The sequence below is a fragment of the Aeromonas sp. QDB25 genome (assembly GCF_027707725.1).
Lineage (GTDB): Bacteria > Pseudomonadota > Gammaproteobacteria > Enterobacterales > Aeromonadaceae > Aeromonas > Aeromonas caviae.
Window position 1 is genome coordinate 1 of record NZ_JAPCIZ010000053.1, and the last position, 21,104, is coordinate 21,104.

The 21,104-nt window shown below is 59.1% G+C and carries 21 protein-coding genes; 16 read left to right on the plus strand and 5 right to left on the minus strand.

All coding sequences use genetic code 11. The features are described from left to right. Window positions 1-1,427: TonB-dependent siderophore receptor (locus PG883_RS16490; RefSeq protein WP_270807404.1), on the minus strand; the 1,427-nt coding region annotated here is incomplete at its 3' end. A 371-nt stretch (window positions 1,428-1,798) separates the two neighbouring features. Here PG883_RS16490 and mioC point away from each other — a divergent pair. From mioC to glmU, 15 genes are all read left to right on the plus strand, one after another. Next, the gene (gene mioC / locus PG883_RS16495) at window positions 1,799-2,248 is read left to right on the plus strand and encodes an FMN-binding protein MioC (RefSeq protein WP_039040628.1); all 450 of its coding nucleotides are present in this window, start codon (window positions 1,799-1,801) and stop codon (window positions 2,246-2,248) included. Between the two features lie 508 nt (window positions 2,249-2,756). Beyond that, on the plus strand, window positions 2,757-4,646 hold the full coding sequence (gene mnmG / locus PG883_RS16500; protein WP_010672271.1) for a tRNA uridine-5-carboxymethylaminomethyl(34) synthesis enzyme MnmG: 1,890 nt from the start codon (window positions 2,757-2,759) through the stop codon (window positions 4,644-4,646). A 20-nt stretch (window positions 4,647-4,666) separates the two neighbouring features. Beyond that, on the plus strand, window positions 4,667-5,293 hold the full coding sequence (rsmG, locus tag PG883_RS16505; protein ID WP_041212337.1) for a 16S rRNA (guanine(527)-N(7))-methyltransferase RsmG: 627 nt from the start codon (window positions 4,667-4,669) through the stop codon (window positions 5,291-5,293). A 27-nt stretch (window positions 5,294-5,320) separates the two neighbouring features. Then, the gene (locus PG883_RS16510) at window positions 5,321-6,124 is read left to right on the plus strand and encodes a ParA family protein (RefSeq protein WP_029313362.1); all 804 of its coding nucleotides are present in this window, start codon (window positions 5,321-5,323) and stop codon (window positions 6,122-6,124) included. After that, window positions 6,121-7,029: a ParB/RepB/Spo0J family partition protein gene (locus tag PG883_RS16515; RefSeq protein ID WP_010672268.1), complete on the plus strand. Its 909-nt coding sequence runs from the start codon at window positions 6,121-6,123 to the stop codon at window positions 7,027-7,029. The genes PG883_RS16510 and PG883_RS16515 overlap by 4 nt, the downstream gene beginning before the upstream one ends. A gap of 190 nt (window positions 7,030-7,219) precedes the next feature. Beyond that, entirely contained in the window at window positions 7,220-7,630 is a 411-nt protein-coding gene (locus tag PG883_RS16520; RefSeq protein WP_010672267.1) for an ATP synthase subunit I, read from the plus strand. 8 nt (window positions 7,631-7,638) lie between these two features. Beyond that, complete coding sequence (atpB, locus tag PG883_RS16525) at window positions 7,639-8,421, plus strand: F0F1 ATP synthase subunit A (RefSeq protein WP_010672266.1); 783 nt, start codon at window positions 7,639-7,641, stop codon at window positions 8,419-8,421. A 58-nt stretch (window positions 8,422-8,479) separates the two neighbouring features. After that, window positions 8,480-8,719 (plus strand): F0F1 ATP synthase subunit C, encoded by a 240-nt coding sequence (gene atpE / locus PG883_RS16530; protein WP_010672265.1) that lies wholly within the window; start codon window positions 8,480-8,482, stop codon window positions 8,717-8,719. A 51-nt stretch (window positions 8,720-8,770) separates the two neighbouring features. Next, the gene (gene atpF / locus PG883_RS16535) at window positions 8,771-9,241 is read left to right on the plus strand and encodes a F0F1 ATP synthase subunit B (RefSeq protein ID WP_010672264.1); all 471 of its coding nucleotides are present in this window, start codon (window positions 8,771-8,773) and stop codon (window positions 9,239-9,241) included. A 13-nt stretch (window positions 9,242-9,254) separates the two neighbouring features. Continuing rightward, window positions 9,255-9,788 carry a F0F1 ATP synthase subunit delta gene (atpH, locus tag PG883_RS16540; RefSeq protein ID WP_010672263.1) on the plus strand — a complete coding sequence of 178 codons (534 nt, stop codon included), beginning with the start codon at window positions 9,255-9,257 and terminating at the stop codon, window positions 9,786-9,788. 15 nt (window positions 9,789-9,803) lie between these two features. After that, window positions 9,804-11,345, plus strand: coding sequence for a F0F1 ATP synthase subunit alpha (atpA, locus tag PG883_RS16545; RefSeq protein ID WP_010672262.1), 1,542 nt, complete (start codon window positions 9,804-9,806; stop codon window positions 11,343-11,345). A 42-nt stretch (window positions 11,346-11,387) separates the two neighbouring features. Further along, window positions 11,388-12,254, plus strand: a complete 867-nt coding sequence (gene atpG, locus PG883_RS16550) for a F0F1 ATP synthase subunit gamma (protein WP_010672261.1) — start codon at window positions 11,388-11,390, stop codon at window positions 12,252-12,254. A gap of 33 nt (window positions 12,255-12,287) precedes the next feature. Further along, window positions 12,288-13,676, plus strand: coding sequence for a F0F1 ATP synthase subunit beta (atpD, locus tag PG883_RS16555; protein ID WP_010672260.1), 1,389 nt, complete (start codon window positions 12,288-12,290; stop codon window positions 13,674-13,676). Between the two features lie 18 nt (window positions 13,677-13,694). Next, the gene (locus PG883_RS16560; RefSeq protein ID WP_010672259.1) at window positions 13,695-14,123 is read left to right on the plus strand and encodes a F0F1 ATP synthase subunit epsilon; all 429 of its coding nucleotides are present in this window, start codon (window positions 13,695-13,697) and stop codon (window positions 14,121-14,123) included. A gap of 93 nt (window positions 14,124-14,216) precedes the next feature. Further along, window positions 14,217-15,578: a bifunctional UDP-N-acetylglucosamine diphosphorylase/glucosamine-1-phosphate N-acetyltransferase GlmU gene (glmU, locus tag PG883_RS16565; RefSeq protein WP_041212063.1), complete on the plus strand. Its 1,362-nt coding sequence runs from the start codon at window positions 14,217-14,219 to the stop codon at window positions 15,576-15,578. Between the two features lie 51 nt (window positions 15,579-15,629). Here the strand turns inward: glmU and creD are convergent, their stop codons facing one another. The 4 genes from creD to blrA form a co-directional block, all read right to left on the minus strand. Then, a complete protein-coding gene (gene creD, locus PG883_RS16570) occupies window positions 15,630-17,021 on the minus strand; it encodes a cell envelope integrity protein CreD (protein WP_041212062.1) in 1,392 nt (463 codons plus the stop codon). Window positions 17,022-17,142: 121 nt separating this feature from the next. Beyond that, window positions 17,143-17,937 (minus strand): class D beta-lactamase, encoded by a 795-nt coding sequence (blaOXA, locus tag PG883_RS16575; protein WP_041212061.1) that lies wholly within the window; start codon window positions 17,935-17,937, stop codon window positions 17,143-17,145. A 99-nt stretch (window positions 17,938-18,036) separates the two neighbouring features. Beyond that, entirely contained in the window at window positions 18,037-19,458 is a 1,422-nt protein-coding gene (gene blrB, locus PG883_RS16580; protein ID WP_270807405.1) for a beta-lactam sensor histidine kinase BlrB, read from the minus strand. Window positions 19,459-19,492: 34 nt separating this feature from the next. Next, window positions 19,493-20,167: a beta-lactam response regulator transcription factor BlrA gene (gene blrA / locus PG883_RS16585; RefSeq protein ID WP_010672254.1), complete on the minus strand. Its 675-nt coding sequence runs from the start codon at window positions 20,165-20,167 to the stop codon at window positions 19,493-19,495. Window positions 20,168-20,290: 123 nt separating this feature from the next. On the opposite strand from blrA, the gene PG883_RS16590 reads away from it, so the two are divergent. Next, on the plus strand, window positions 20,291-21,064 hold the full coding sequence (locus PG883_RS16590; protein ID WP_103858082.1) for a DeoR/GlpR family DNA-binding transcription regulator: 774 nt from the start codon (window positions 20,291-20,293) through the stop codon (window positions 21,062-21,064). Window positions 21,065-21,104 lie beyond the last annotated feature (40 nt).

Consider the following 21,104-nt stretch of genomic DNA (forward strand, 5'->3'; position numbering starts at 1 on the left):
TCATGGTGTTCCGCTTTGTTTCTTTGGCGAGAAGAAGCGTACCAGAACCGGCAGTTGGCCTCTTCTCTCCTATGCACCATGGGTGTTGCAGTTATTATCTGAATTCGCGAACGACCGCCCGCGGTCAGCAGCCAGCTATCATCCCAGCGGATCTGGTGCTGGGCATAGAGGCCGCTCTGGCCCTTGGTGCTCTTCTGGTGGGTCGCGGTGGATTCATCAAAACCGGGGAAACCGCTGTAATCCGGGTTCATGGTGTTGATGGCGCCCATGCCATAGTTGTCGGCTTCCTGGCCTTCATTCACATGGCGCTGCAGATCCACCCCCAGCAGCAGGGTCTGCTCCGTGCTGTCGGTGTTCCAGTAGCCCACCATCTGATTGTCCATGGTGGCGCTCTTGGTATCCCCATCCCGGTAGACCAGGCCGCGGTAGGCGGTGGTGCCTTCATAGGTCGGGAAGATGTAGGTCTGGCGCAGCAGCAGATCGTTGTAGTTGAAGCGAACGTTCTGCTTGAACTCCCAGGTCTGGTTGAGCTGGTGGGCCAGCTCGTACCCGGCGGAGATCTGGGTATTGCGATTGCGGTCGTAATCCGGCTGGCTCAGGTTGGTGGAGGGATCGATCTGGCCACCGCTGGTATTGAGGGTGCCGTAAACCGGGAAGAAGCCGTTGGTCGGCACCCCTTCATCGTGCTTGAAGCTGGAGAGCAGCGTCAGCGTGGTGCGATCCGAAATATCCAGGGTCACGCTCGGCGCCAGATAGGCGCGCTCGTTGTAGGTGCCATCCAGCACGCCGTCCCGCTCGTTGTAGAGCGCCACCAGACGATAACGGCTGTTGTCGGTAAGGGTGTCGGAGACATCCACCCCGACCTGGCGCAGATCCCGGTTGCCCAGTTGCAGGTTCACCAGTCCCTGCGGGGTAGCGGTCGGACGCTTGCTGATGGCGTTGATGACGCCTCCGGGAGGGGCTTCGCCATACAGAATGGAGGCCGGGCCTTTGAGCACTTCCACGCTCTCAAGGCCGAAGGGCTCCGGGGTCCAGACATAGTAACCGGTGCTGAAAAGACGGTTGCCATCCAGGTAAGAAGCCGCATCGAAGCCGCGCACCTTGAACCAGTCCGCATCCGTGTCCGAACCATAGGACTGGGACAGGACGCCGGAGCGATAGCGCAGGGACTCGTCTAGCTTGAGTACGGCATGCTGGTCCAGCTCTTCGCGATTGACCACGGAAACGGCACGGGGGGTCTCTGCCATGGGGACCTCGACCTTCATGGCGGTCCCGGTCACGACCATGGTTTCGCCCGCCTTGGGCAACTCTTTATCCGCCTGTTCCACCGCCAACACGGGCAGGGACGCCAGCAGACAGGAGAGCGGCAGCAGCTGTGCGCCTCTCTTTCGCATCACGGCATTCGGGGTATTTTTTTGCGCAATCATATAAGTGTCTCAAATATCAATAAGTTATGTTTGATTTCTTATTATGGGTGCCCAATTGGACCGGTCAGCCCGGCGCCTCAGGCGAATAAAGCAGCGCCATGCTACTACAGGTGCCGTGATCGAATCGATTCAATAATTGCTAATCATTTGCATCTGCATTGTTAATTGATATGTTAAAGTGTCGTTTGACAACGAAAGGTGCGATGAGGTCACAACAGGCGGAAAGAAGGCAGCATGACGGCCACGAGACCGGTTTTGGCTGCAAAAAAGTGGACAGGATCCTTATCCCCAAGCTTTATCCATATTTATCCACATGCTTTGGCGGTAAGATCCCCGCTCTTCACTTTTTCGATGACATCAGGATCCATTCCATGGCCAAACTCAACCTCGTCGTCGGCTCCATGCTGGGGGCCTCCGAATATGTCGCAGATCATGTGGTCGGCCTGCTTGAACAGGCGGGCCACCAGGCGGAGATCCACAACCCCGCCAGCCTGGCCAGGATCCTGACCGAGCCAGAAGCCATCGTGTTGGTGGTCACTTCCACCCATGGTGCGGGGGATGTACCCGACAATCTGCAGCCCTTTGCCCGGGATCTTGCCGAGCAGCAGCCGGATCTCGCCGCCTTCAAGTACGGAGTGATCGCCCTGGGGGATCGCAGTTATGACACCTTCTGCCAGGGCGGCAAGACGCTGGATCGGCTGCTGGCCGGGTGCGGTGCCAGCCGACTGGGGGATCTCCTGGAAATAGACGTGACCCAGCACGAGATCCCCGAAGATGCCGCAGAAACCTGGATCCACGACTGGATGACCTTGATCGGCTGATCAGGGCCAGGGAGATCCGGTCACGACCCCCGATCTCCCTGGTTATCCCCAGATCCCTATCCACCAGGTTATTAACAGAGGGATCCGGATAAGTTTTTCCCGAGAGCTCCCCACATGAGCTCGGATAATTGTGTATAACTTAGGTGCTAAGCTCTGCAAAACCTATAGTTATTCATGTATTAGATCTTACCGACCATGTGTCTGTGCATAAAAACCCATGTTATCCCCCCGCTCGCCCCCTCTGGATCCAAGCTTTTCCACAAGCAGCGATCGACCTTAACCGAATGATCTTTATGATCAAAAATGCCTTATCAACAGAAGTCGCGGATCCTAATAAAAGATCCAATAAAAGATCGATCTAAAGATCCTTAAGATCTATTTAACCGATCCCTGATCCATACTGATCCTGAAGTAGACGTTCCCCTCCGGATGCTAAACAGATAGAATGATCCGCCCTTCAGACCAGGCAAACAAAGATCTTCAGGCGTGCAGATCAAGGTGATCCCCAATGCAATACCATGAACAATTTGATGTGATCGTCGTCGGTGGCGGTCATGCAGGAACCGAAGCAGCAACAGCGGCAGCCCGCATGGGTCTCAATACCCTGTTGCTCACCCACAACATAGATACGCTGGGGCATATGTCCTGCAATCCGGCGATCGGCGGGATCGGCAAGGGACACCTGGTCAAGGAAGTCGACGCCCTTGGCGGGATCATGGCGCAGGCCATCGATCTCGGCGGGATCCAGTTCCGCACGCTCAACTCTTCCAAGGGCCCTGCGGTGCGGGCTACTCGTGCCCAGGCGGATCGCCTGCTGTACAAGGCTGTGGTGCGTCAGACCCTGGAGAACTACCCGAACCTGAAGATCTTCCAGCAGGCCTGCGACGATCTGGTCATGGACGGGGATCGCGTCGCCGGGGTCGTTACCCAGAGCGGGATCCGCATCAGCGGCAAGACGGTCGTACTGACCGTTGGCACCTTCCTCAATGGTCTGATCCACATCGGCATGGAGAACTACAAAGGGGGCCGCGCCGGGGATCCTCCCTCAATTGCCCTCGCCCAGCGCCTGCGTGAAATGCCGCTGCGCATCGATCGCCTCAAAACGGGCACGCCACCACGCATCGATGCACGCACCGTCGATTTTTCCGTGATGCAGCAGCAACATGGTGACGATCCTCGCCCGGTCTTCTCCTTCATTGGCAACGCCAGCCAGCATCCGCGCCAGATGCCTTGCTACGTGACCCATACCAATGAGCAGACCCACGAGGTGATCCGCAACAACCTGGATCGCAGCCCCATGTACGCCGGGGTGATCGAGGGGATAGGCCCGCGCTACTGTCCGTCGATCGAGGACAAGATCACCCGCTTTGCCGACAAGACGGCGCACCAGATCTTTGTGGAACCGGAAGGCCTGACCACCCACGAGCTCTACCCGAACGGGATCTCCACCAGCCTGCCGTTCGACGTGCAGGTGCAGATCGTCCGCTCGATCCGTGGCTTCGAGAATGCCCATATCACTCGCCCTGGCTACGCCATCGAGTACGATTTCTTCGATCCGCGGGATCTCAAGGCCAACATGGAGAGCAAGTGCATCGAGAACCTCTTCTTCGCCGGCCAGATCAACGGCACCACCGGCTATGAAGAGGCCGCTGCCCAGGGCCTGATGGCCGGTCTGAACGCGGGCTTGCGCGCCCAGGGCAAGGAAGCCTGGCACCCACGCCGGGATCAGGCCTACATGGGCGTGATGATGGACGATCTCTCCACACTGGGGACCCGCGAACCCTATCGCATGTTCACCAGCCGTGCCGAATATCGCCTGCTGCTGCGGGAAGACAATGCGGATCTGCGCCTGACCGCCATCGGCCGCGAGCTGGGTCTGGTGGATGATCATCGCTGGAGCCTGTTCAATGCCAAGGTGGAACAGGTGGAGCAGGAACGTCAGCGCATGCGCTCGACCTGGATCCACCCGCAGCATCCGTCTCTGGAGGCCGTCAACGCCCTGGTCAACACTCCCCTGACCCGGGAGCAGAGCCTGGAAGAGCTGCTGCGTCGCCCCGAGGTGACCTACGATGCCCTGATGGCCATCGAGGGTGTGGGGCCTGCATTGACCGATGCGGCTGCCGCGGATCAGGTGGAGATCCAGATCAAGTACGCCGGTTATATCGAGCGTCAGCACGACGAGGTGGAGAAACAGCTGCGCAACGAAAACACCCTGCTGCCGCTGGACATGAACTACCGCGACGTGAACGGTCTCTCCAACGAGGTGATCGCCAAGCTCAACGATGCCAAGCCAGAGACCATTGGTCAGGCGTCCCGCATCTCCGGCATCACCCCTGCCGCCATCTCCATCTTGCTGGTGCACCTGAAGAAACACGGCCTGCTGCGTAAAACCGCCTGAGGAATTCCCCGTTGGACAACATGCTGCAAAGATTGAACGGCCTGCTCATGCAGGCCGGAATTGTTATCACCGAAACCCAGAAGACCCAGTTGGTGCAGTTGGTCGAGTTGCTGCACAAGTGGAACAAGGCTTACAATCTCACCTCGGTGCGAGATCCGGACGCCATGCTGGTCAAGCATATCCTCGACAGCCTGGTGGTGAGTCCTCACCTGCACGGTGAATGCTTCATCGATGTGGGAACGGGTCCGGGTCTGCCCGGACTGCCGCTGGCCATCATCAATCCGGACAAACAGTTCGTGCTGCTTGACAGCCTGGGCAAGCGGATCAACTTCATCCGCCAGGTGATCCTGGAGTTGGGGTTGACCAATGTGACCCCCGTCAAATCCCGGGTGGAGGAGTATCAACCCGAGACCGGATTTGATGGTGTACTGAGCCGGGCTTTCGCCTCCCTGGAGGACATGCTGAGCTGGTGTCATCATCTGCCGTCACCCGAGGGCAGCTTCCTGGCGCTCAAGGGACAATACCCCGAGCAGGAGCTGGCACAGTTGCCTGACAGCATTCGTCTGGTTGCCACCCACAAGCTGGTGGTGCCGGAACTGGAAGGCGAACGCCATCTGCTGGAGTTTAAAGCCATCCAGCCCGAATAGGGCCGCCGCATTCATTTAGGGGACAGTGTGGGAAAAGTCATTGCCATAGCCAACCAGAAGGGTGGAGTGGGTAAAACCACCACCTGTGTGAATCTGGCCGCCTCCATGGCCGCTACCCGGCGCAAGGTGCTGGTGATCGATCTGGATCCGCAGGGCAATGCCACCATGGGCAGTGGCGTCGACAAGTACGATGTCGAGCGCACCGCCTATGAACTGCTGATTGAAGATGCCCCCATCGGCGAGGTGATCATCCCCGAAACCTCGGGAGGCTATCACCTGATTGCCGCCAATGCCGACGTGACCGCGGCAGAAATCCGCCTTATGGAGTTTTTTGCCCGCGAGATCCGCCTGCGCAACGCCCTGGCCTCGGTCAGGGACAAGTACGACTACGTCTTCATCGACTGCCCGCCTTCTCTCAACATGCTGACGGTGAACGCCATGGCCGCCGCCGACTCCGTGCTGGTGCCCATGCAGTGCGAATACTATGCGCTGGAAGGGCTGACCGCCCTGGTGGACACCATCAGCAAGCTGGCAGCCGTGGTCAATCCGGAGCTGAAGATCGAAGGGGTGCTGCGCACCATGTTCGATCATCGCAACCGGCTGGCCAATGATGTGTCCGATCAGCTGAAACAGCATTTCGGGGACAAGGTCTATCGCACCATCATTCCCCGCAACGTAAGACTGGCGGAGGCGCCGAGCTTTGGCGCGCCAGCCATGCACTATGACAAATCATCGGTGGGGGCCAAGGCCTATCTGGCCCTGGCTGGCGAGATCCTGCGCCGCCAGGAACAGGAGTCCCAGCCGCTCACCGCAGATCGAGAGAGCATATGACGCCGAAGAAACGTGGGCTGGGCAAGGGGCTGGACGCCCTGCTCAGCACCAGCACGGCCGCCCGCCAGAAACAGGTGATGAGCGACCAGCGCACCGAACAGGCCATGGCCCCGACCAATCAGGGGGAATTGCGCAAGCTGCCGGTGGAGTGGCTGCAGTCCGGCAAATACCAACCGCGCAAGGATATGTCCCAGGATGCGCTGGAGGAGCTGGCCAACTCCATCCGTGCACAAGGGGTGATCCAGCCCATCGTGGTTCGCTCCATCGGTGAAAACCGTTTCGAAATCATTGCTGGTGAACGCCGCTGGCGCGCCTCCCAGCTGGCCCGTCTCGAAGTGGTGCCCTGCCTGGTCAAGGATGTCGCCGACGAGGCGGCCGTCGCCATCGCACTCATAGAGAACATCCAGCGTGAAGATCTCAACGCCATCGAGGAGGCCGTCGCCCTCCAGCGCCTGCTGACGGAGTTCGAACTGACCCACCAGCAGGTTGCCGAGGCGGTGGGCAAGTCCCGCACCACGGTCACCAACCTGTTGCGTCTCAACCAGCTCAACGAGGACGTGAAGCGCTTCGTGGAACACGGCGACCTCGACATGGGGCATGCCCGTGCCCTGCTGGCCCTGAGCGGCCAGGCCCAGTCAGAGCTGGCCAAACTGGTGGCCCAGAAGGGGCTGACAGTGCGAGATACCGAGAAGCTGGTGCAAAAAGCACTGGAACCGGCAAAAACCAGGGTTGAACCCGTCCGCGATCCGCAGTTTGGTTATCTCGAGCGCCAGATTTCTGAAAAAATTGGCAATCAGGTGCAACTTCAGCCGGGCAAGAAAGATAGCGGCAAGTTAGTAATAAGTTACGATAACTTGGCAGATTTGGACCGGGTATTGGGCTATTTTGGCCTGTCAGAATCGTGATTTTTACGCTTTTTGTAGTAATAAAACATCCATTACTTTCGATATGAACATAACCTTAATTTCGCGCGGAAAGCCGCAAAAATTAAGGATTTTTGCCATGTTGCAATAGCCGTCTTCACGGGTATAATTTGACCGGCTTTTCGAGCTGTGAACCTGGGGTCTTCGGATCCCGATTTTTTACAGTTCTGTAATGTTCAGGGGTAGGTTGGTGAAGCAGAAAATAGCCTTGGAAGGTTTGACGCTGGCCTTGGCTATGCTCGTTTGTCAGCTGGTCCTGATCCTGGCGATCGCCACCGTCTGGTTTTATCAGGCGGGAGAGTTCGCCGGACAATCCTCTCTCTACGGAGGGGGGATGTACTGGGTTCCTCAAGCCCTGTTCACGCTCTGGGTTCTGCGCCGCAAGGTGACGAAAGAGAGCGTAGGCCTGGTTTTGCGGGACTTTTATGGTGGGGCAGGGATTAAGCTCATTACTACAACAGGACTTTTCGCCCTGCTGTTTGGCGCCGGGATTGAGGTCGACACCGCCTCGTTCTTCGCCACTTATATCCTCGCCCTCGTTGTACAGTGGATAGTTTCATTCACGCTTAACAACCACTATTAGGAAAACTCATGTCTGCAACCGGAGAAGTCCTGACTCCTCAGGGATATATCTCCCACCACCTGACCCACCTGCAGGTAGGGTCCGGGTTCTGGACGGTGAATATCGATTCCATGATATTTTCCGTCGTGCTAGGCGCCCTGTTTATCTGGTTGTTCCGCAAGGTTGCCGTCAAGGCCACCAGCGGTGTGCCCGGTAAGCTGCAGTGCTTTGTGGAGATGCTGGTCGAGTTTGTGAATGGTAACGTCAAGGACATCTTTCATGGTCGTAACAAGGTCATCGCACCTTTGGCCCTGACGGTGTTCGTGTGGATCTTCCTGATGAACTTCATGGACCTGATCCCCGTTGACTTTATCCCTCACGCTGCACAGTTGATGGGTGTTCCCTATCTGCGTGTGGTTCCCTCTGCTGACGTTAACATCACCATGTCCATGGCTTTGGGCGTGTTCTTCTTGATCCTGTACTACAGCATCAAGGTCAAGGGTATCAGCGGGTTCGTGAAGGAGCTGACGCTTCAGCCTTTCAACCACCCTGCTGCCATCCCGGTTAACTTCATCCTTGAAACCGTCACGTTGATTTCCAAGCCTGTTTCATTGGGTCTGCGACTGTTCGGCAACATGTATGCTGGCGAACTGATCTTCATCCTGATTGCGGGTTTGTTACCCTGGTGGTCACAGTGGATCCTGTCCGTGCCTTGGGCAATCTTCCACATCCTGATCATCACTTTGCAGGCGTTTATCTTCATGGTTCTGACCATCGTCTATCTGTCGATGGCGCAGGAAGACCATGGTTGATGCAACTCAAATAATCCTTTTTATACAATCAATTACATCTAAATAAATGGAGATCCTCATGGAAAACTTGAACATGGACCTGCTGTACATCGCTGCTGCAATGATGATGGGTCTGGCGGCTATCGGCGCCTCCATCGGTATCGGTATCCTGGGTGGCAAGTTCCTGGAAGGTGCAGCCCGTCAACCTGACCTGATCCCTGTTCTGCGTACCCAGTTCTTCATCGTGATGGGTCTGGTGGATGCGATCCCGATGATCGCCGTTGGTCTGGGTCTGTATGTGATGTTTGCGGTTGCCTAAGTCATTACGACTCACGCAGAACCCATTAACTAACTAAAGAGGACATCGGCTGTGAATATCAACGCCACCCTCCTCGGCCAAGCAGTTGCTTTTTTCATCTTCGTAGTGTTTTGCATGAAGTACGTATGGCCGCCGCTGATGGCTGCCATCGAAGCCCGTCAGAAAGAAATCGCTGACGGCCTCTCTTCTGCAGAGCGTGCCAAGAAAGATCTGGAGCTGGCCAAGGCCAACGCCACCGATCAGCTGAAAGAAGCCAAGCTTCAGGCTGCTGAAATCATCGATCAGGCCAACAAACGCAAGGCCCAGATCATTGATGAGGCCGCTGTCGGAGCCCAAGCTGAGCGGGAGAAAATCCTGGCTCAGGGCCGTGCAGAGATCGAAGCTGAACGTCATCGTGCCAAAGAAGAACTGCGCAAGCAGGTTGCTGCTCTTGCCATCGCGGGTGCAGAGAAGATCCTGGCACGCCAAATCGACCAGGCTGCCAACAGCGACATCGTCGACAAACTGGTAGCAGAACTGTAACGGGAACGGGGCTATGTCTGAACTGACTACAATCGCTCGCCCCTACGCCAAGGCTGCTTTCGAGTTTGCCGTTGAGCACAAGGCGGTTGACCAATGGCTGGAGATGCTCGATTTCGCCGCTCAGGTGGCAGAAAACGAGACCATGCACAGCCTGGTAAACGGCTCCGTTGCTGCCGAAGAACTGGCAAAGCTGTTTGTCGGTGTCTGCGGTGAGCAGCTCAACGAGCACGGTCAGAACCTGATCCGGGTGATGGCCGAGAATGGTCGCTTGGGTGTGCTGCCGGCGGTCGTTGCCGAATTCGTCGCGCTCAAGGCTGAACTGGACAAAGAAGTTCAGGCTGACGTGATTTCGGCGATCGAACTGACCGACCAGCAGAAAGCCAATATTCAGGCTTCTCTGGAACAACGTCTCGCGCGCAAAGTGAAGCTGAATTGCAGCACAGATGCGTCCTTGATGGCCGGGGTGCTCATCAAGGCCGGTGATCTCGTTATCGACGGCACGGTCCGCGGTAAGCTGGATCGCATGGCCGATGCGCTGCAATCTTGATTGGGGTATTAGAGCATGCAACTGAATTCCACTGAAATCGCCGAGCTGATCAAGCAGCGCATTGCGCAGTTTGATGTCAAAAGCGAAGCGCGTAACGAAGGTACCATCGTTTCTGTAAGCGACGGTATCATTCGTATCCACGGTCTGGCCGATGCCATGCAGGGTGAGATGATCGAGCTGCCGGGCAACCGCTTCGCTCTGGCATTGAACCTGGAGCGTGACTCCGTTGGTGCCGTAGTAATGGGTCCCTATGCCGATCTGGCCGAAGGGATGAAGGTAAAGGGTACCGGCCGCATTCTGGAAGTGCCGGTCGGTCGTGGTCTGTTGGGCCGGGTGGTCAACACCCTGGGTCAGCCGATCGACGGTAAGGGTCCGGTAGACAACGACGGCTTCTCGCCGATCGAAGTGATCGCCCCGGGCGTTATCGAGCGTAAGTCTGTTGACCAGCCAGTCCAGACCGGTCTGAAAGCCATCGATGCCATGATCCCTATCGGTCGTGGCCAGCGTGAGCTGATCATCGGTGACCGCCAGGTTGGTAAGACCGCCATCGCCATCGACACCATCATCAACCAGAAAGATTCCGGCATTAAGTGCGTCTACGTTGCGATCGGCCAGAAGGCCTCCACCATCGCCAACGTGGTGCGCAAGCTGGAAGAGCACGGCGCCCTGGCCAACACCATCGTGGTCGTGGCTTCTGCCTCCGAAGCGGCTGCTCTGCAGTACCTGGCTCCCTACGCCGGTTGCTCCATGGGCGAGTACTTCCGTGACCGCGGCGAAGACGCACTGATCATCTATGATGACCTGTCCAAGCAGGCCGTTGCCTATCGCCAGATCTCCCTGCTGCTGCGCCGTCCGCCTGGACGTGAAGCTTACCCGGGTGACGTCTTCTATCTGCACTCCCGTCTGCTGGAGCGTGCTGCTCGCGTCAACGCCGAGTACGTAGAGAAGTTCACCAATGGTGCCGTGAAAGGCCAGACCGGTTCCCTGACCGCCCTGCCGATCATCGAAACCCAGGCCGGTGACGTCTCCGCGTTCGTTCCGACCAACGTGATCTCCATCACCGACGGCCAGATCTTCCTGACCTCCCAGCTGTTCAACTCCGGTATTCGTCCGGCGGTTGACCCGGGTATCTCCGTATCCCGTGTGGGCGGTGCTGCTCAGACCAAGATTGTCAAGAAGCTGTCCGGTGGTATCCGTACCGCGCTGGCCCAGTACCGCGAACTGGCGGCATTTGCCCAGTTCTCTTCCGACCTGGACGATGCTACTCGCAAGCAGCTGGATCACGGTCAGAAAGTCACCGAGCTGATGAAGCAGAAGCAGTACTCTCCGATGAGCGTGGCCCAGCAGTCCCTGGTGCTGTTCGCCGCCGAGAAGGGTTATCTCGCCGATGTCGAACTGAGCAAGATCGTCGACTTCGAAGCCGCTCTGCTCTCTTACGCCAATACCCAGCATGCCGAGCTGATGGCTGAAATCAATGCCAAGGCCGACTACAACGACGCGATCGTTGGCAAGCTGACTGCGTTGCTGGATGACTTCAAGGCAACCCAGACCTGGTAAGCGTGTGTGGCAGCGCAAGCTGCCACCTGATGGAGAGAAGAGATGGCCGGCGCAAAAGAGATACGTAACAAGATCGGGAGTGTGAAGAACACTCAGAAGATCACCAGCGCTATGGAAATGGTGGCAGCGAGCAAGATGCGCCGTGCGCAGGAACGCATGTCTGCCAGCCGTCCGTACGCTGAAACCATGCGCAAGGTGATCGGCCATATCGCTCAGGGGAACTTGGAATACAAGCACCCCTACCTCATCGAACGTGAGGTGAAGCGAGTGGGTTACATCGTCGTCTCCACCGACCGTGGCCTGTGTGGTGGTCTGAACATCAACCTGTTCAAGGCTGCCCTCAATGATATGAAGCAATGGAGCGCGAAAGGTGCCAAGGTTGACCTGGCATTGATCGGTAACAAGGCCTCCAACTTCTTTGAACGGCACGGCGCCAAGGTGAAAGCCCACGTCTCCGGACTGGGTGACAACCCGAGCGTCAATGACCTGATCGGTTCAGTGAAGGTCATGCTGAAGGCTTACGACAACGGTGAGATTGACAGGCTGTATCTGGTGTACAACAAGTTCGTCAACACCATGGTTCAGCAACCAAAAGTCGATCAACTGCTGCCTTTGCCCGTAACAGAAGACAGCAAGCTCGCCAAGAAGCACCACTGGGACTACCTCTATGAGCCGGATCCCAAGCAACTGCTGGATACCCTGCTGATTCGCTACGTCGAATCCCAGGTCTACCAGGGTGTGGTAGAAAACTTGGCAAGTGAACAGGCAGCCCGAATGGTTGCCATGCAAGCCGCGACTGACAACGCCGGCAACCTGATTAACGATCTGCAACTGGTATACAACAAGGCCCGTCAGGCCAGTATTACCCAGGAGCTCACAGAGATCGTTTCCGGTGCTGCTGCGGTGTAAGGCAAGGGTTATCAAAGGTTTAGAGGATTTGACATGAGTAACGGTTTCATCGTCCAAATCATCGGCGCTGTGGTGGACATCGAGTTCCCGCAGAATGCCGTGCCCCAGGTGTACGATGCACTGAAGGTTGTCAGCGAAGGCCAAGGCCAGGGTCTGGTACTGGAAGTTCAGCAACAGATCGGCGGCGGCGTCGTGCGTTGCATCACCATGGGTTCCTCCGACGGTCTGCGTCGTGGGTTGGAAGTAGTTAACAGCGGCAAGGCCATCCAGGTACCGGTCGGTACCTCGACCCTGGGCCGTATCATGAACGTACTGGGCGACCCCATCGACGAGAAGGGTCCGATCGGCGAAGAAGAGCGTTGGTCCATCCACCGCGAAGCCCCCAGCTACGAAGATCAGTCCAACAGCACCGAGCTGCTGGAGACCGGCATCAAGGTTATCGACCTGGTATGTCCGTTCGCCAAGGGTGGTAAGGTTGGTCTGTTCGGCGGCGCCGGTGTAGGCAAGACCGTCAACATGATGGAGCTGATCCGTAACATCGCGATCGAGCACAGCGGTTACTCCGTGTTCGCCGGTGTAGGTGAGCGTACCCGTGAGGGTAACGACTTCTACCACGAGATGATGGAGTCCAACGTACTGGACAAAGTATCTCTGGTTTACGGTCAGATGAACGAGCCGCCCGGAAACCGTCTGCGCGTGGCGCTGACCGGCCTGACCATGGCCGAGAAGTTCCGTGACGAAGGTCGTGACGTGCTGTTCTTCGTGGACAACATCTACCGTTACACCCTGGCCGGTACCGAAGTATCCGCACTGCTGGGCCGTATGCCCTCCGCAGTAGGTTACCAGCCGACCCTGGCCGAGGAGATGGGTGTTCTGCAAGAGCGCATCACCTCCACCAAGACTGGTTCCATCACCTCCGTACAGGCCGTTTACGTGCCTGCGGATGACTTGACCGACCCGTCTCCGGCAACCACCTTCGCCCACCTGGATGCGACCGTCGTTCTGTCCCGTCAGATCGCGGCTCTGGGTATCTACCCGGCCGTTGACCCGCTGGACTCCACCTCCCGTCAGCTGGATCCGCTGGTGGTTGGCAAGGAGCACTACGAGACCGCTCGTGGCGTTCAGACCGTACTGCAGCGCTACAAGGAGCTGAAGGACATCATCGCCATCCTGGGTATGGATGAACTGTCAGAAGAAGACAAACTGACCGTAGCCCGTGCCCGTAAGATTGAGCGTTTCCTGTCCCAGCCGTTCTTCGTGGCCGAAGTATTTACCGGTTCTCCGGGCAAATACGTGCCGCTGAAGGAAACCATCCGTGGCTTCCAGGGCATCCTGAAGGGCGAGTATGACGATCTGCCGGAGCAGGCGTTCTACATGGTTGGCGGCATCGACGAAGTCGTCGAGAAGTCCAAGAAACTGTAAGCCTCGATAGGAGGGCCCATGGCTGAGATGATCTCCTTTCACCTGGATGTGGTGAGCGCCGAAGGAAAACTGTTTTCCGGTCGCGTGCAATCTGCCCAGGTATCAGGCTCCGAAGGTGAGCTGGGTCTCCGCCACGGTCATGCTCCGTTGCTGACTGCCATCAAGCCGGGCCTGGTCCGCTTGATCAAGCAAAATGGTAGCGAAGAGGTGCTGTACATCTCCGGCGGCATGCTGGAAGTACAACCCGAAGCCGTGACCGTGCTGGCCGATACTGCCATTCGCGCCGACGATCTGGATGAGGCGAAAGCCCAGGAAGCCAAACGTCGTGCCGAAGAGCGGATCAACAGCTCCCATGGTGATATCGACTATGCTCAGGCGTCTGCCGAGCTGGCCAAAGCGATGGCCCAGTTGCGGGTTATCGATATCGTCAAAAAGAATTACCGTTAATCACGGTGATGCAAAAAGCGACCTTCGGGTCGCTTTTTTTTTGCCCGTTGGATAGACTCCGCCCAGCATTTCCACCTGTTTCAAAGGCTAGCTATGTCTCTCAACGTCGTGATCCTGGCAGCGGGCAAAGGCACCCGCATGCGTTCCTCCCTGCCCAAGGTGCTGCACCCCGTTGCCAGCAAGCCCATGGTCTCCCATGTGATCGAGACCGCCCGCCAGATCGGTGCCGAACAGCTGCACCTGGTCTATGGCCACGGCGCCGAACTGCTGAAGGAGCGGATCCAGGCATCCGACCTGAACTGGGTGCTGCAGGCCCAGCAACTGGGGACCGGCCATGCCGTCGCCCAGGCCATTCCGTTCTGGCATGACGAAGACGACGTGCTGGTGCTCTACGGCGATACCCCGCTGATCCAGCCCGAGACCCTGCAACGGTTGCTGGCCGCCAAGACCGACGATGGCATGGCGCTGCTGACCGTGGTACTGGACAACCCGACTGGCTATGGCCGCATCGTGCGGGAACATGGTCAGGTGGTCGGCATTGTCGAGCAGAAGGATGCCAACGTCGAGCAGCTCGCCATCCGCGAAGTGAACACCGGCGTGCTGGTGGCCAACGGTGGTCAGCTGCGTAGCTGGCTCTCCCGCCTGGACAACAAGAATGCCCAGGGCGAGTTCTATCTGACCGACGTCATCGCCATGGCCCATGGGGATGGTTGTGCCATCGCCGCCGTCCACCCTGACAGCGCCATGGAAGTGGAAGGGGCCAACAACCGGGTGCAGCTGGCTGCGCTTGAGCGCAGCTACCAGCAGATGCAGGCCGAGAAGCTGATGATCGCCGGCGCCACCCTGATCGATCCGGCCCGTTTCGATCTGCGCGGCACCCTGGAAATCGGGGAGGAGGTGGTGATCGACGTCAACGTCATCATCGAAGGCAAGGTGGTGCTGGGTAATCACGTGCGCATCGGTGCCGGCAGCGTATTGAAGGATTGCGTCATCGGCGACCACACCGAGGTGAAACCCTACTCCGTCATCGAAGGTGCGCAAATTGCCGACCAGTGCTCGGTCGGGCCCTTTACCCGCCTGCGCCCGGGTGCCGTGCTGGAGCAGGATGCCCATGTCGGCAACTTCGTCGAGATGAAGAAGGCCCGGCTGGGGGTGGGCTCGAAGTGCGGTCATCTGACCTATCTGGGGGATGCGGACGTCGGCGCCAAGGTGAACATCGGTGCTGGCACCATCACCTGCAATTACGATGGGGTGAACAAGTTCCAGACCATCATCGAGGACGACGTTTTCGTCGGCTCCGATACCCAGCTGGTGGCGCCGGTGCGGATCGGCAAGGGGGCGACCCTGGGGGCGGGTTCCACCATCACCAAGGATGTGGCGGAAAACGAGCTGGTGATCACCCGGGTGCCCCAGCGCCACATTCCGAACTGGCCCCGTCCGGTCAAGAAGAAGTGATGCCCGATCAATGAAATGCAAACCGGCGCCCGAGGGCGCCGGTTTTTTTGCTTATGGCTGATGGCTGGTGTCACTGGTCGATGGCTGGGGGGCCGCCCATGCGGTGGCGGAGGGACTGTTCTCCATCACCTGATACCAGTCGAGCTTGCGAGTCAGCCCCATGACCAGCGCCAGGGTGGCGAACAGCAGCAGGGCGCCGAGCAACAGGGCTGTCTCCTCGGCCTGCAGCAGCCCGAACAGGATGGCGTAGACCAGCCCCAGCAGGGCGGCGAATCCCATGCCCTGTTTTGGGCCGCCCAGCACATGGCTCAGGTAGAAGCCGTTGAGGGCCACACTGGCCAGGGCGGCAATGAGATAGGCCCAGGCAAAGCCGAGATGCTCGGTCAGCGCCAGCAGCACCAGATAGAAGATGGCCAGCCCCATGCCCACCAGCGCGTACTGGATGGGGTGTACCCGCAGCCCCTTGAGCAGCTCGAACATGAAGAAGCTGATGAAGGTAAGGCCGATGAACAGCAGGGCATATTTGGCGGCCCGCTCGTTCAGCTGATAGTGATCCACCGGTTGCACCAGGCTGACGCTGAATGACGGCAGTTTGGTACCGGCTCCCTTCATCATGCGGTTGAAGCGGCTCTCCATGTCGGTGGCGAACCAGCTGGTCTGCCAGCTTGCCTCGAACCCTTGATCCGCAAGAGTGCGTTCACCGGGCAGAAAGTCGCCGAGAAAATTGGGATGGGGCCAGTTGCCACTTAGGTGAAACCGGCTGTCCTGTCCGAGCGGCACCACTTCCAGCGCATTCATGCCCTGCAGATCCAGCTCGATGTGAAAGCGGCCATCTTCGTCTGGCAAGGCGTTGAGCGGGGCATGGATCCCCACTCGCCCGTCCCCCAGCAGGGCACCAGGGGCAAACGGGATGCGTTGCTCCCCCCATTGCAGTTCGGGTACGCGGCTGATGCCCCGGGCATCGGAGAGGATCAGGCTGAGATAGGGTTTGCCCGGCACCATGGCGGGATCCGCCGGGTCGAAGCTCAGGTTCGGGTTGCCGGCCACCAGCCCCTTGTCAGCCAGGCTGGTGGGCATCAGGCCGGAGAGAGAGAGGCGACTGTGATAAATCTGGGCCTGATAGATGCCGAGCTTGCGCGGGGTCACCTCCATGCTGGCCCGCACGTCCAGCCTCTTGGGCAGCAGGTAGCGATAGACCTGCTCCTTGCGCACGAAATGTTTGCCATCCTGCTCGACGGTGACGGCCCGGGTATAGGGTTGTACCAGTACGGGCCCCATCAGGCGCTGGGGCCCGCTGTGGCTGGCCATGATGCTGTGAATGGCCTGACTGCGATAGGCCTGGCGCTCCCGATTCAGCTCCATGATGGCGTGAACCGGGATCATCATCAGCAGGCAGAGCAACAGCAGCAGGGCGATCTTGTGGGTGAAAATCTGTTTGACCATGACACGTCTCCTTGTTGTTGAACGGGAGTGTGCCGGGGTCGCGTGAAGGGAGGATGGGGCAGTGTGAAGTAGTGGTGAAGGGGGATAAAAAAACCGGCGCCAGGCGCCGGTGTTGCTGGCATCAGAGTATCTTCAACCGGGCCGGCAGGGCGGCGAACACCTCCTCCCTGGCCCTGAGGGAAGCGAACTGCTTGCCCGGCGTCTGGATGACGGTGTGGACGAAGATGAGCGTCTTGTCCTGTTTGCTGGCCCAGCCGACGAACCAGCCGATCTGCTGCTCCCTGTCCAAGCTGCCATCCAGCAGCTTGGGGTAACCCATGCCGGTCTTGCCGTGGATCTGCCAACCGTCGATGTCGGGCTGACGCATCAGGTTGGCGGTATGGCGCAGGGTCTTGGCGGAGACCGGCAGCTTGCCGCTCACCATCTTGCCAAGGAAGCGGGCTTGCTCCTGGGGGCTGATGGCGAGGCTGGCGCTGAGCCAGGCCTGGGTCAGACCGTCGTGCTTGCCCGGGTTGCCTTCGAGATCCCGGTTGCCGTAGTCGAAGCTGTCCACGTAGTGCTGGAAGCGAGCCTCTCCCAGCCACTCGGTGAGGCGCTGCGAGTACCAGATGACCGAGAATTGCATCCAGCTGCTCGGGGTGGTGGTCTGTTTCCACTCCGGCAGGAAATCAGGATCACCGGCCTTGAACGGCAGGGCAGGCAGTTGTTCATCCACCAGGAAGCCGCTGTCATAGCCCATCAGTGCCAGCGGGATCTTGAAGGTGGAGGCCGGGGTCAACTGGGCGGCACAGTCCCCCTGGGTGCTGACGGGTTTGCCGGTGCCGTCGGCAAACAGCATGCAGCCAGAAGCGGCGCTGGCAGGCAGTGCACAGAAGAGGCCAGCAGCAAGCAGACCGGACAACAGCATACGGGGCATATCTATCTCCTTGATTAATATGAATGCGCATCGACGGGGAAGGTCGTCATCGAGGAGGTGCAGCTTAGCCCGGCTCTGTGTGCTTGGTGTGAAGTGTCCTCAGTTGCCGGGCAGCCAGAGTGTGGCCAGCACCCCCCCGTCCGGCTGATTGGCAAGAGCAAGATGGCCGCCATGCTGGCGTGCCACCTCCATGGCAAAACTGAGCCCGAGGCCGCTGCTTTTTCCCTTGTCTGGCCTTGGCAGGGAGTAGAAACGCTCGAAAATCCTGGGCAGCGCAAAGTCGGGAATGCCTGGCCCCTGATCCCGCACCCGGAAGCAATACCCCCCTTCCTCCATGGCGCCGCTCAGCACCAGGGTACTGCCGACGGGGGCGAAATCGAGGGCGTTGTCCAGCAGGTTGCCAAGGGCCTGCTCCACCAGCAGGGGATCCCACTTCTGCTTCTGACCTTCCCCCAGCTCGGCGTGCAGGGAGATCTGGCGGTGCTGGGCCTGGATCTGGCGGGCGTCGAGCACCCGTCTGCCCAGCCGGGCCGGCTCGACGGATTGTCTGTCCAGCCCCTGCCCTGATTCGAGGCGGGCGAGTTGCAGCATGCGCTCGATCAGCTGCTGCATGCGGGCCGTCTCCAGATTGATGTTGCCGATAAAGCGCTTTGCGATGTCCGGCGGCGGCGCCTCGGCCAGGATCTCCCCCGCCCCGCGAATGGCCGCCAGCGGGCTTTTGAGCTCGTGGGTCAGGCTGTGGACATAGGCCTCGATATAGGCCTTGCCGTCCAGTTGGCGGCGCATGGTCTCCAGGGAGTGGCCTAGCCTGTCCAGTTCGGGGCTGTAGAGGCGCGGCAGGCTGGCGGGCTGACCCTGGCTGATTGCATCCGCATAGTGCACCAGCTTGCCGATGGCGCGGTTGAGCCACCACACCAGCAAGGCGCCGATGAGCAGCGAGATGAACAGCAGCAGGGCCGCCCCTTTCAGCAACTGGTGTTCGCTGCGCTCTATCATGGGCTGCAGGGTGCTGTTGGGCTTGGCGACGGTGAGGGAGCCGATGATCTCGACCCCTTCCCGCAGCGGAGCTGCCACATACATGGTCGAGCTGGCAGCATCGTCGGGATCGGTGCGGGTGCTGCGGGCGCCATATTCGCCACGCAGGGTCAGGTAGACGTCGTTCCAGCGCGAGTAGTCCTTGCCCAGATCCACCCCGTCCGAGTCGTAGACCACCCTGCCTTTTGCGTCGGTCACATAGATGCGGTACTCCGCCTGCTGCTTGAGGTGGCCATCGATGAGGGCATTGATGGGACTCTGGTTGAGGCGGGCGAAGGCGCTGGCCAGCCGGCCATTCGCCATCTTTCCTTCCTGCATGTCGTCCAGGGCCAGGGGGGCCAGCATCTGCGCCATGTCCACCAGGGTATCTTCGGTGGCGCTGCGTACCCCGGGCTTGATCTCCTCGACGAAGATCTCCAGCACGAACCAGGCGGCCAGGGCGAAGATCAGCACCAGGCCGCACAGCAGTTGCAATCCGATTCTCATCTCATCCCCCTGCCGATGCCCGGCCACCCTGAGTTCATGCCAGCTCCAGACTGTAGCCCAGCCCGCGGTGGGTCAGGATCAGGTTGGCGTCAGGATCCCGCTCCCGCAGCTTGGCTCTCAGGGTCTTGATGTGGGTGTCGACGGTGCGATCCAGACTCTCTTCCGCATCCTGCCACACCAGGTCCATCAGCTGCTGGCGGGAGTAGACCCGACCCGGCGCCAGCATCAGGGTCTTGAGCAGCAGGTACTCATAGCGGGTGAGCGTCAGGGGCTGGCCCAGGAAGCAGATTCGTGCCCGCTCCTCGTCCAGGGCGAGTGGCTGTATCGGCTGGGAGGGGGCGGGCTGGCTGCGGCGCAGGATGACCCGCACCCGGGCACACACCTCACGAGGCGAGAAGGGTTTGGCCACATAGTCGTCTGCCCCTATCTCCAGCCCGATCAGCCTGTCTATCTCCTCGCTGCGAGCGGTGAGAAACATCAGGGGAATATCGGTCAGTGCCCGCACCCGCTTGCACAGTTCGAAACCGCTGATGTCCGGCAGCCCCACATCCAGGATCAAAAAATCCGGTCGCGTCTGTTCCAGTCGCGCCAGCAACGGCTGACCGAGGGGGAACCACTCCACCTCGAAACCATCGGTCTGCAGGGCATAGATCAGGGTATCGGCAATGCTGGCTTCATCTTCCACCAGCCAGATGAGTCGTTTTTGCATGGCATCCTCGTCGCAAATCAGCTGCCCCATTCTGGCATCGAACCAAATCGGATCCTATTTGCCGTTTGATTTTTCCCGAAAAGGCATTAATATTTCGTCATTCTTTCGAATCGAAACTTATAAATGACCAAACGCAACACACAGCAGCGCCGTCACACCATAGTGAGTCTGGTGCAGGAGCAGGGGGAAGTCAGCGTCGATGCCCTGGCCAAACACTTCGCCACTTCCGAGGTGACCATCCGCAAAGATCTGGCGGTGCTGGAGACCGGTGGCCTGTTGCTGCGTCGCTACGGCGGTGCCGTTCCCCTCCCCAGCGAGATGGTGGTGGACAGCAACCCGGAACAAGTTTCGAATCGAAAGCTTGCCATTGCCCGCGCCGCCGCCGAGCGGATCCGCGATCACAACCGCGTCATCATCGACAGCGGCAGCACCACCAGCGCCATGATCCCCATGCTGGGCAACAAGCGCGGCCTCATTGTCATGACCAACTCCCTCAATGTGGCCGGTGCCCTGCGCGAGCTGGAAAACGAACCCACCCTGCTGATGACTGGCGGGACCTGGGATCCCCACTCCGAATCTTTCCAGGGGAAGGTGGCGGAGCAGGTGCTGCGCTCCTATGACTTCGACCAGCTCTTCATCGGTGCCGATGGCATCGACCCGGAGCGGGGCACCACCACCTTCAACGAGCTGGTGGGCCTCTCCCGGGTCATGGCCGAAGTGTCGCGGGAGGTCATCGTCATGGTGGAGTCGGAGAAGATCGGCCGAAAAATCCCCAATCTCGAGCTGCCATGGTCCGGCATCCATACCCTGGTGACCGACGAGGGGCTGAGCAATGCGGCCAGAGAACAGATTCAGGCCAGGGGGATCACGCTGATTTGCGCCCCCGTGGCCGTGTGATTTGAACAAACCATTATCCAACCGAATTAACGTCTTACGT

Bases quoted from the DNA above. Each gene is read 5' to 3' on its own strand.
- atpB (WP_010672266.1), top strand. From the start codon at position 7,639: ATGTCTGCAACCGGAGAAGTCCTGACTCCTCAGGGATATATCTCCCAC.
- PG883_RS16560 (WP_010672259.1), top strand. From the start codon at position 13,695: ATGGCTGAGATGATCTCCTTTCACCTGGATGTGGTGAGCGCCGAAGGA.
- atpD (WP_010672260.1), top strand. From the start codon at position 12,288: ATGAGTAACGGTTTCATCGTCCAAATCATCGGCGCTGTGGTGGACATC.
- creD (WP_041212062.1), bottom strand. From the start codon at position 17,021: ATGGTCAAACAGATTTTCACCCACAAGATCGCCCTGCTGCTGTTGCTC.
- blrB (WP_270807405.1), bottom strand. From the start codon at position 19,458: ATGAGAATCGGATTGCAACTGCTGTGCGGCCTGGTGCTGATCTTCGCC.
- atpA (WP_010672262.1), top strand. From the start codon at position 9,804: ATGCAACTGAATTCCACTGAAATCGCCGAGCTGATCAAGCAGCGCATT.
- PG883_RS16590 (WP_103858082.1), top strand. From the start codon at position 20,291: ATGACCAAACGCAACACACAGCAGCGCCGTCACACCATAGTGAGTCTG.
- blrA (WP_010672254.1), bottom strand. From the start codon at position 20,167: ATGCAAAAACGACTCATCTGGCTGGTGGAAGATGAAGCCAGCATTGCC.
- mioC (WP_039040628.1), top strand. From the start codon at position 1,799: ATGGCCAAACTCAACCTCGTCGTCGGCTCCATGCTGGGGGCCTCCGAA.
- atpG (WP_010672261.1), top strand. From the start codon at position 11,388: ATGGCCGGCGCAAAAGAGATACGTAACAAGATCGGGAGTGTGAAGAAC.
- glmU (WP_041212063.1), top strand. From the start codon at position 14,217: ATGTCTCTCAACGTCGTGATCCTGGCAGCGGGCAAAGGCACCCGCATG.
- atpH (WP_010672263.1), top strand. From the start codon at position 9,255: ATGTCTGAACTGACTACAATCGCTCGCCCCTACGCCAAGGCTGCTTTC.
- PG883_RS16520 (WP_010672267.1), top strand. From the start codon at position 7,220: ATGTTCAGGGGTAGGTTGGTGAAGCAGAAAATAGCCTTGGAAGGTTTG.
- mnmG (WP_010672271.1), top strand. From the start codon at position 2,757: ATGCAATACCATGAACAATTTGATGTGATCGTCGTCGGTGGCGGTCAT.
- blaOXA (WP_041212061.1), bottom strand. From the start codon at position 17,937: ATGCCCCGTATGCTGTTGTCCGGTCTGCTTGCTGCTGGCCTCTTCTGT.
- rsmG (WP_041212337.1), top strand. From the start codon at position 4,667: ATGCTGCAAAGATTGAACGGCCTGCTCATGCAGGCCGGAATTGTTATC.
- PG883_RS16515 (WP_010672268.1), top strand. From the start codon at position 6,121: ATGACGCCGAAGAAACGTGGGCTGGGCAAGGGGCTGGACGCCCTGCTC.
- atpE (WP_010672265.1), top strand. From the start codon at position 8,480: ATGGAAAACTTGAACATGGACCTGCTGTACATCGCTGCTGCAATGATG.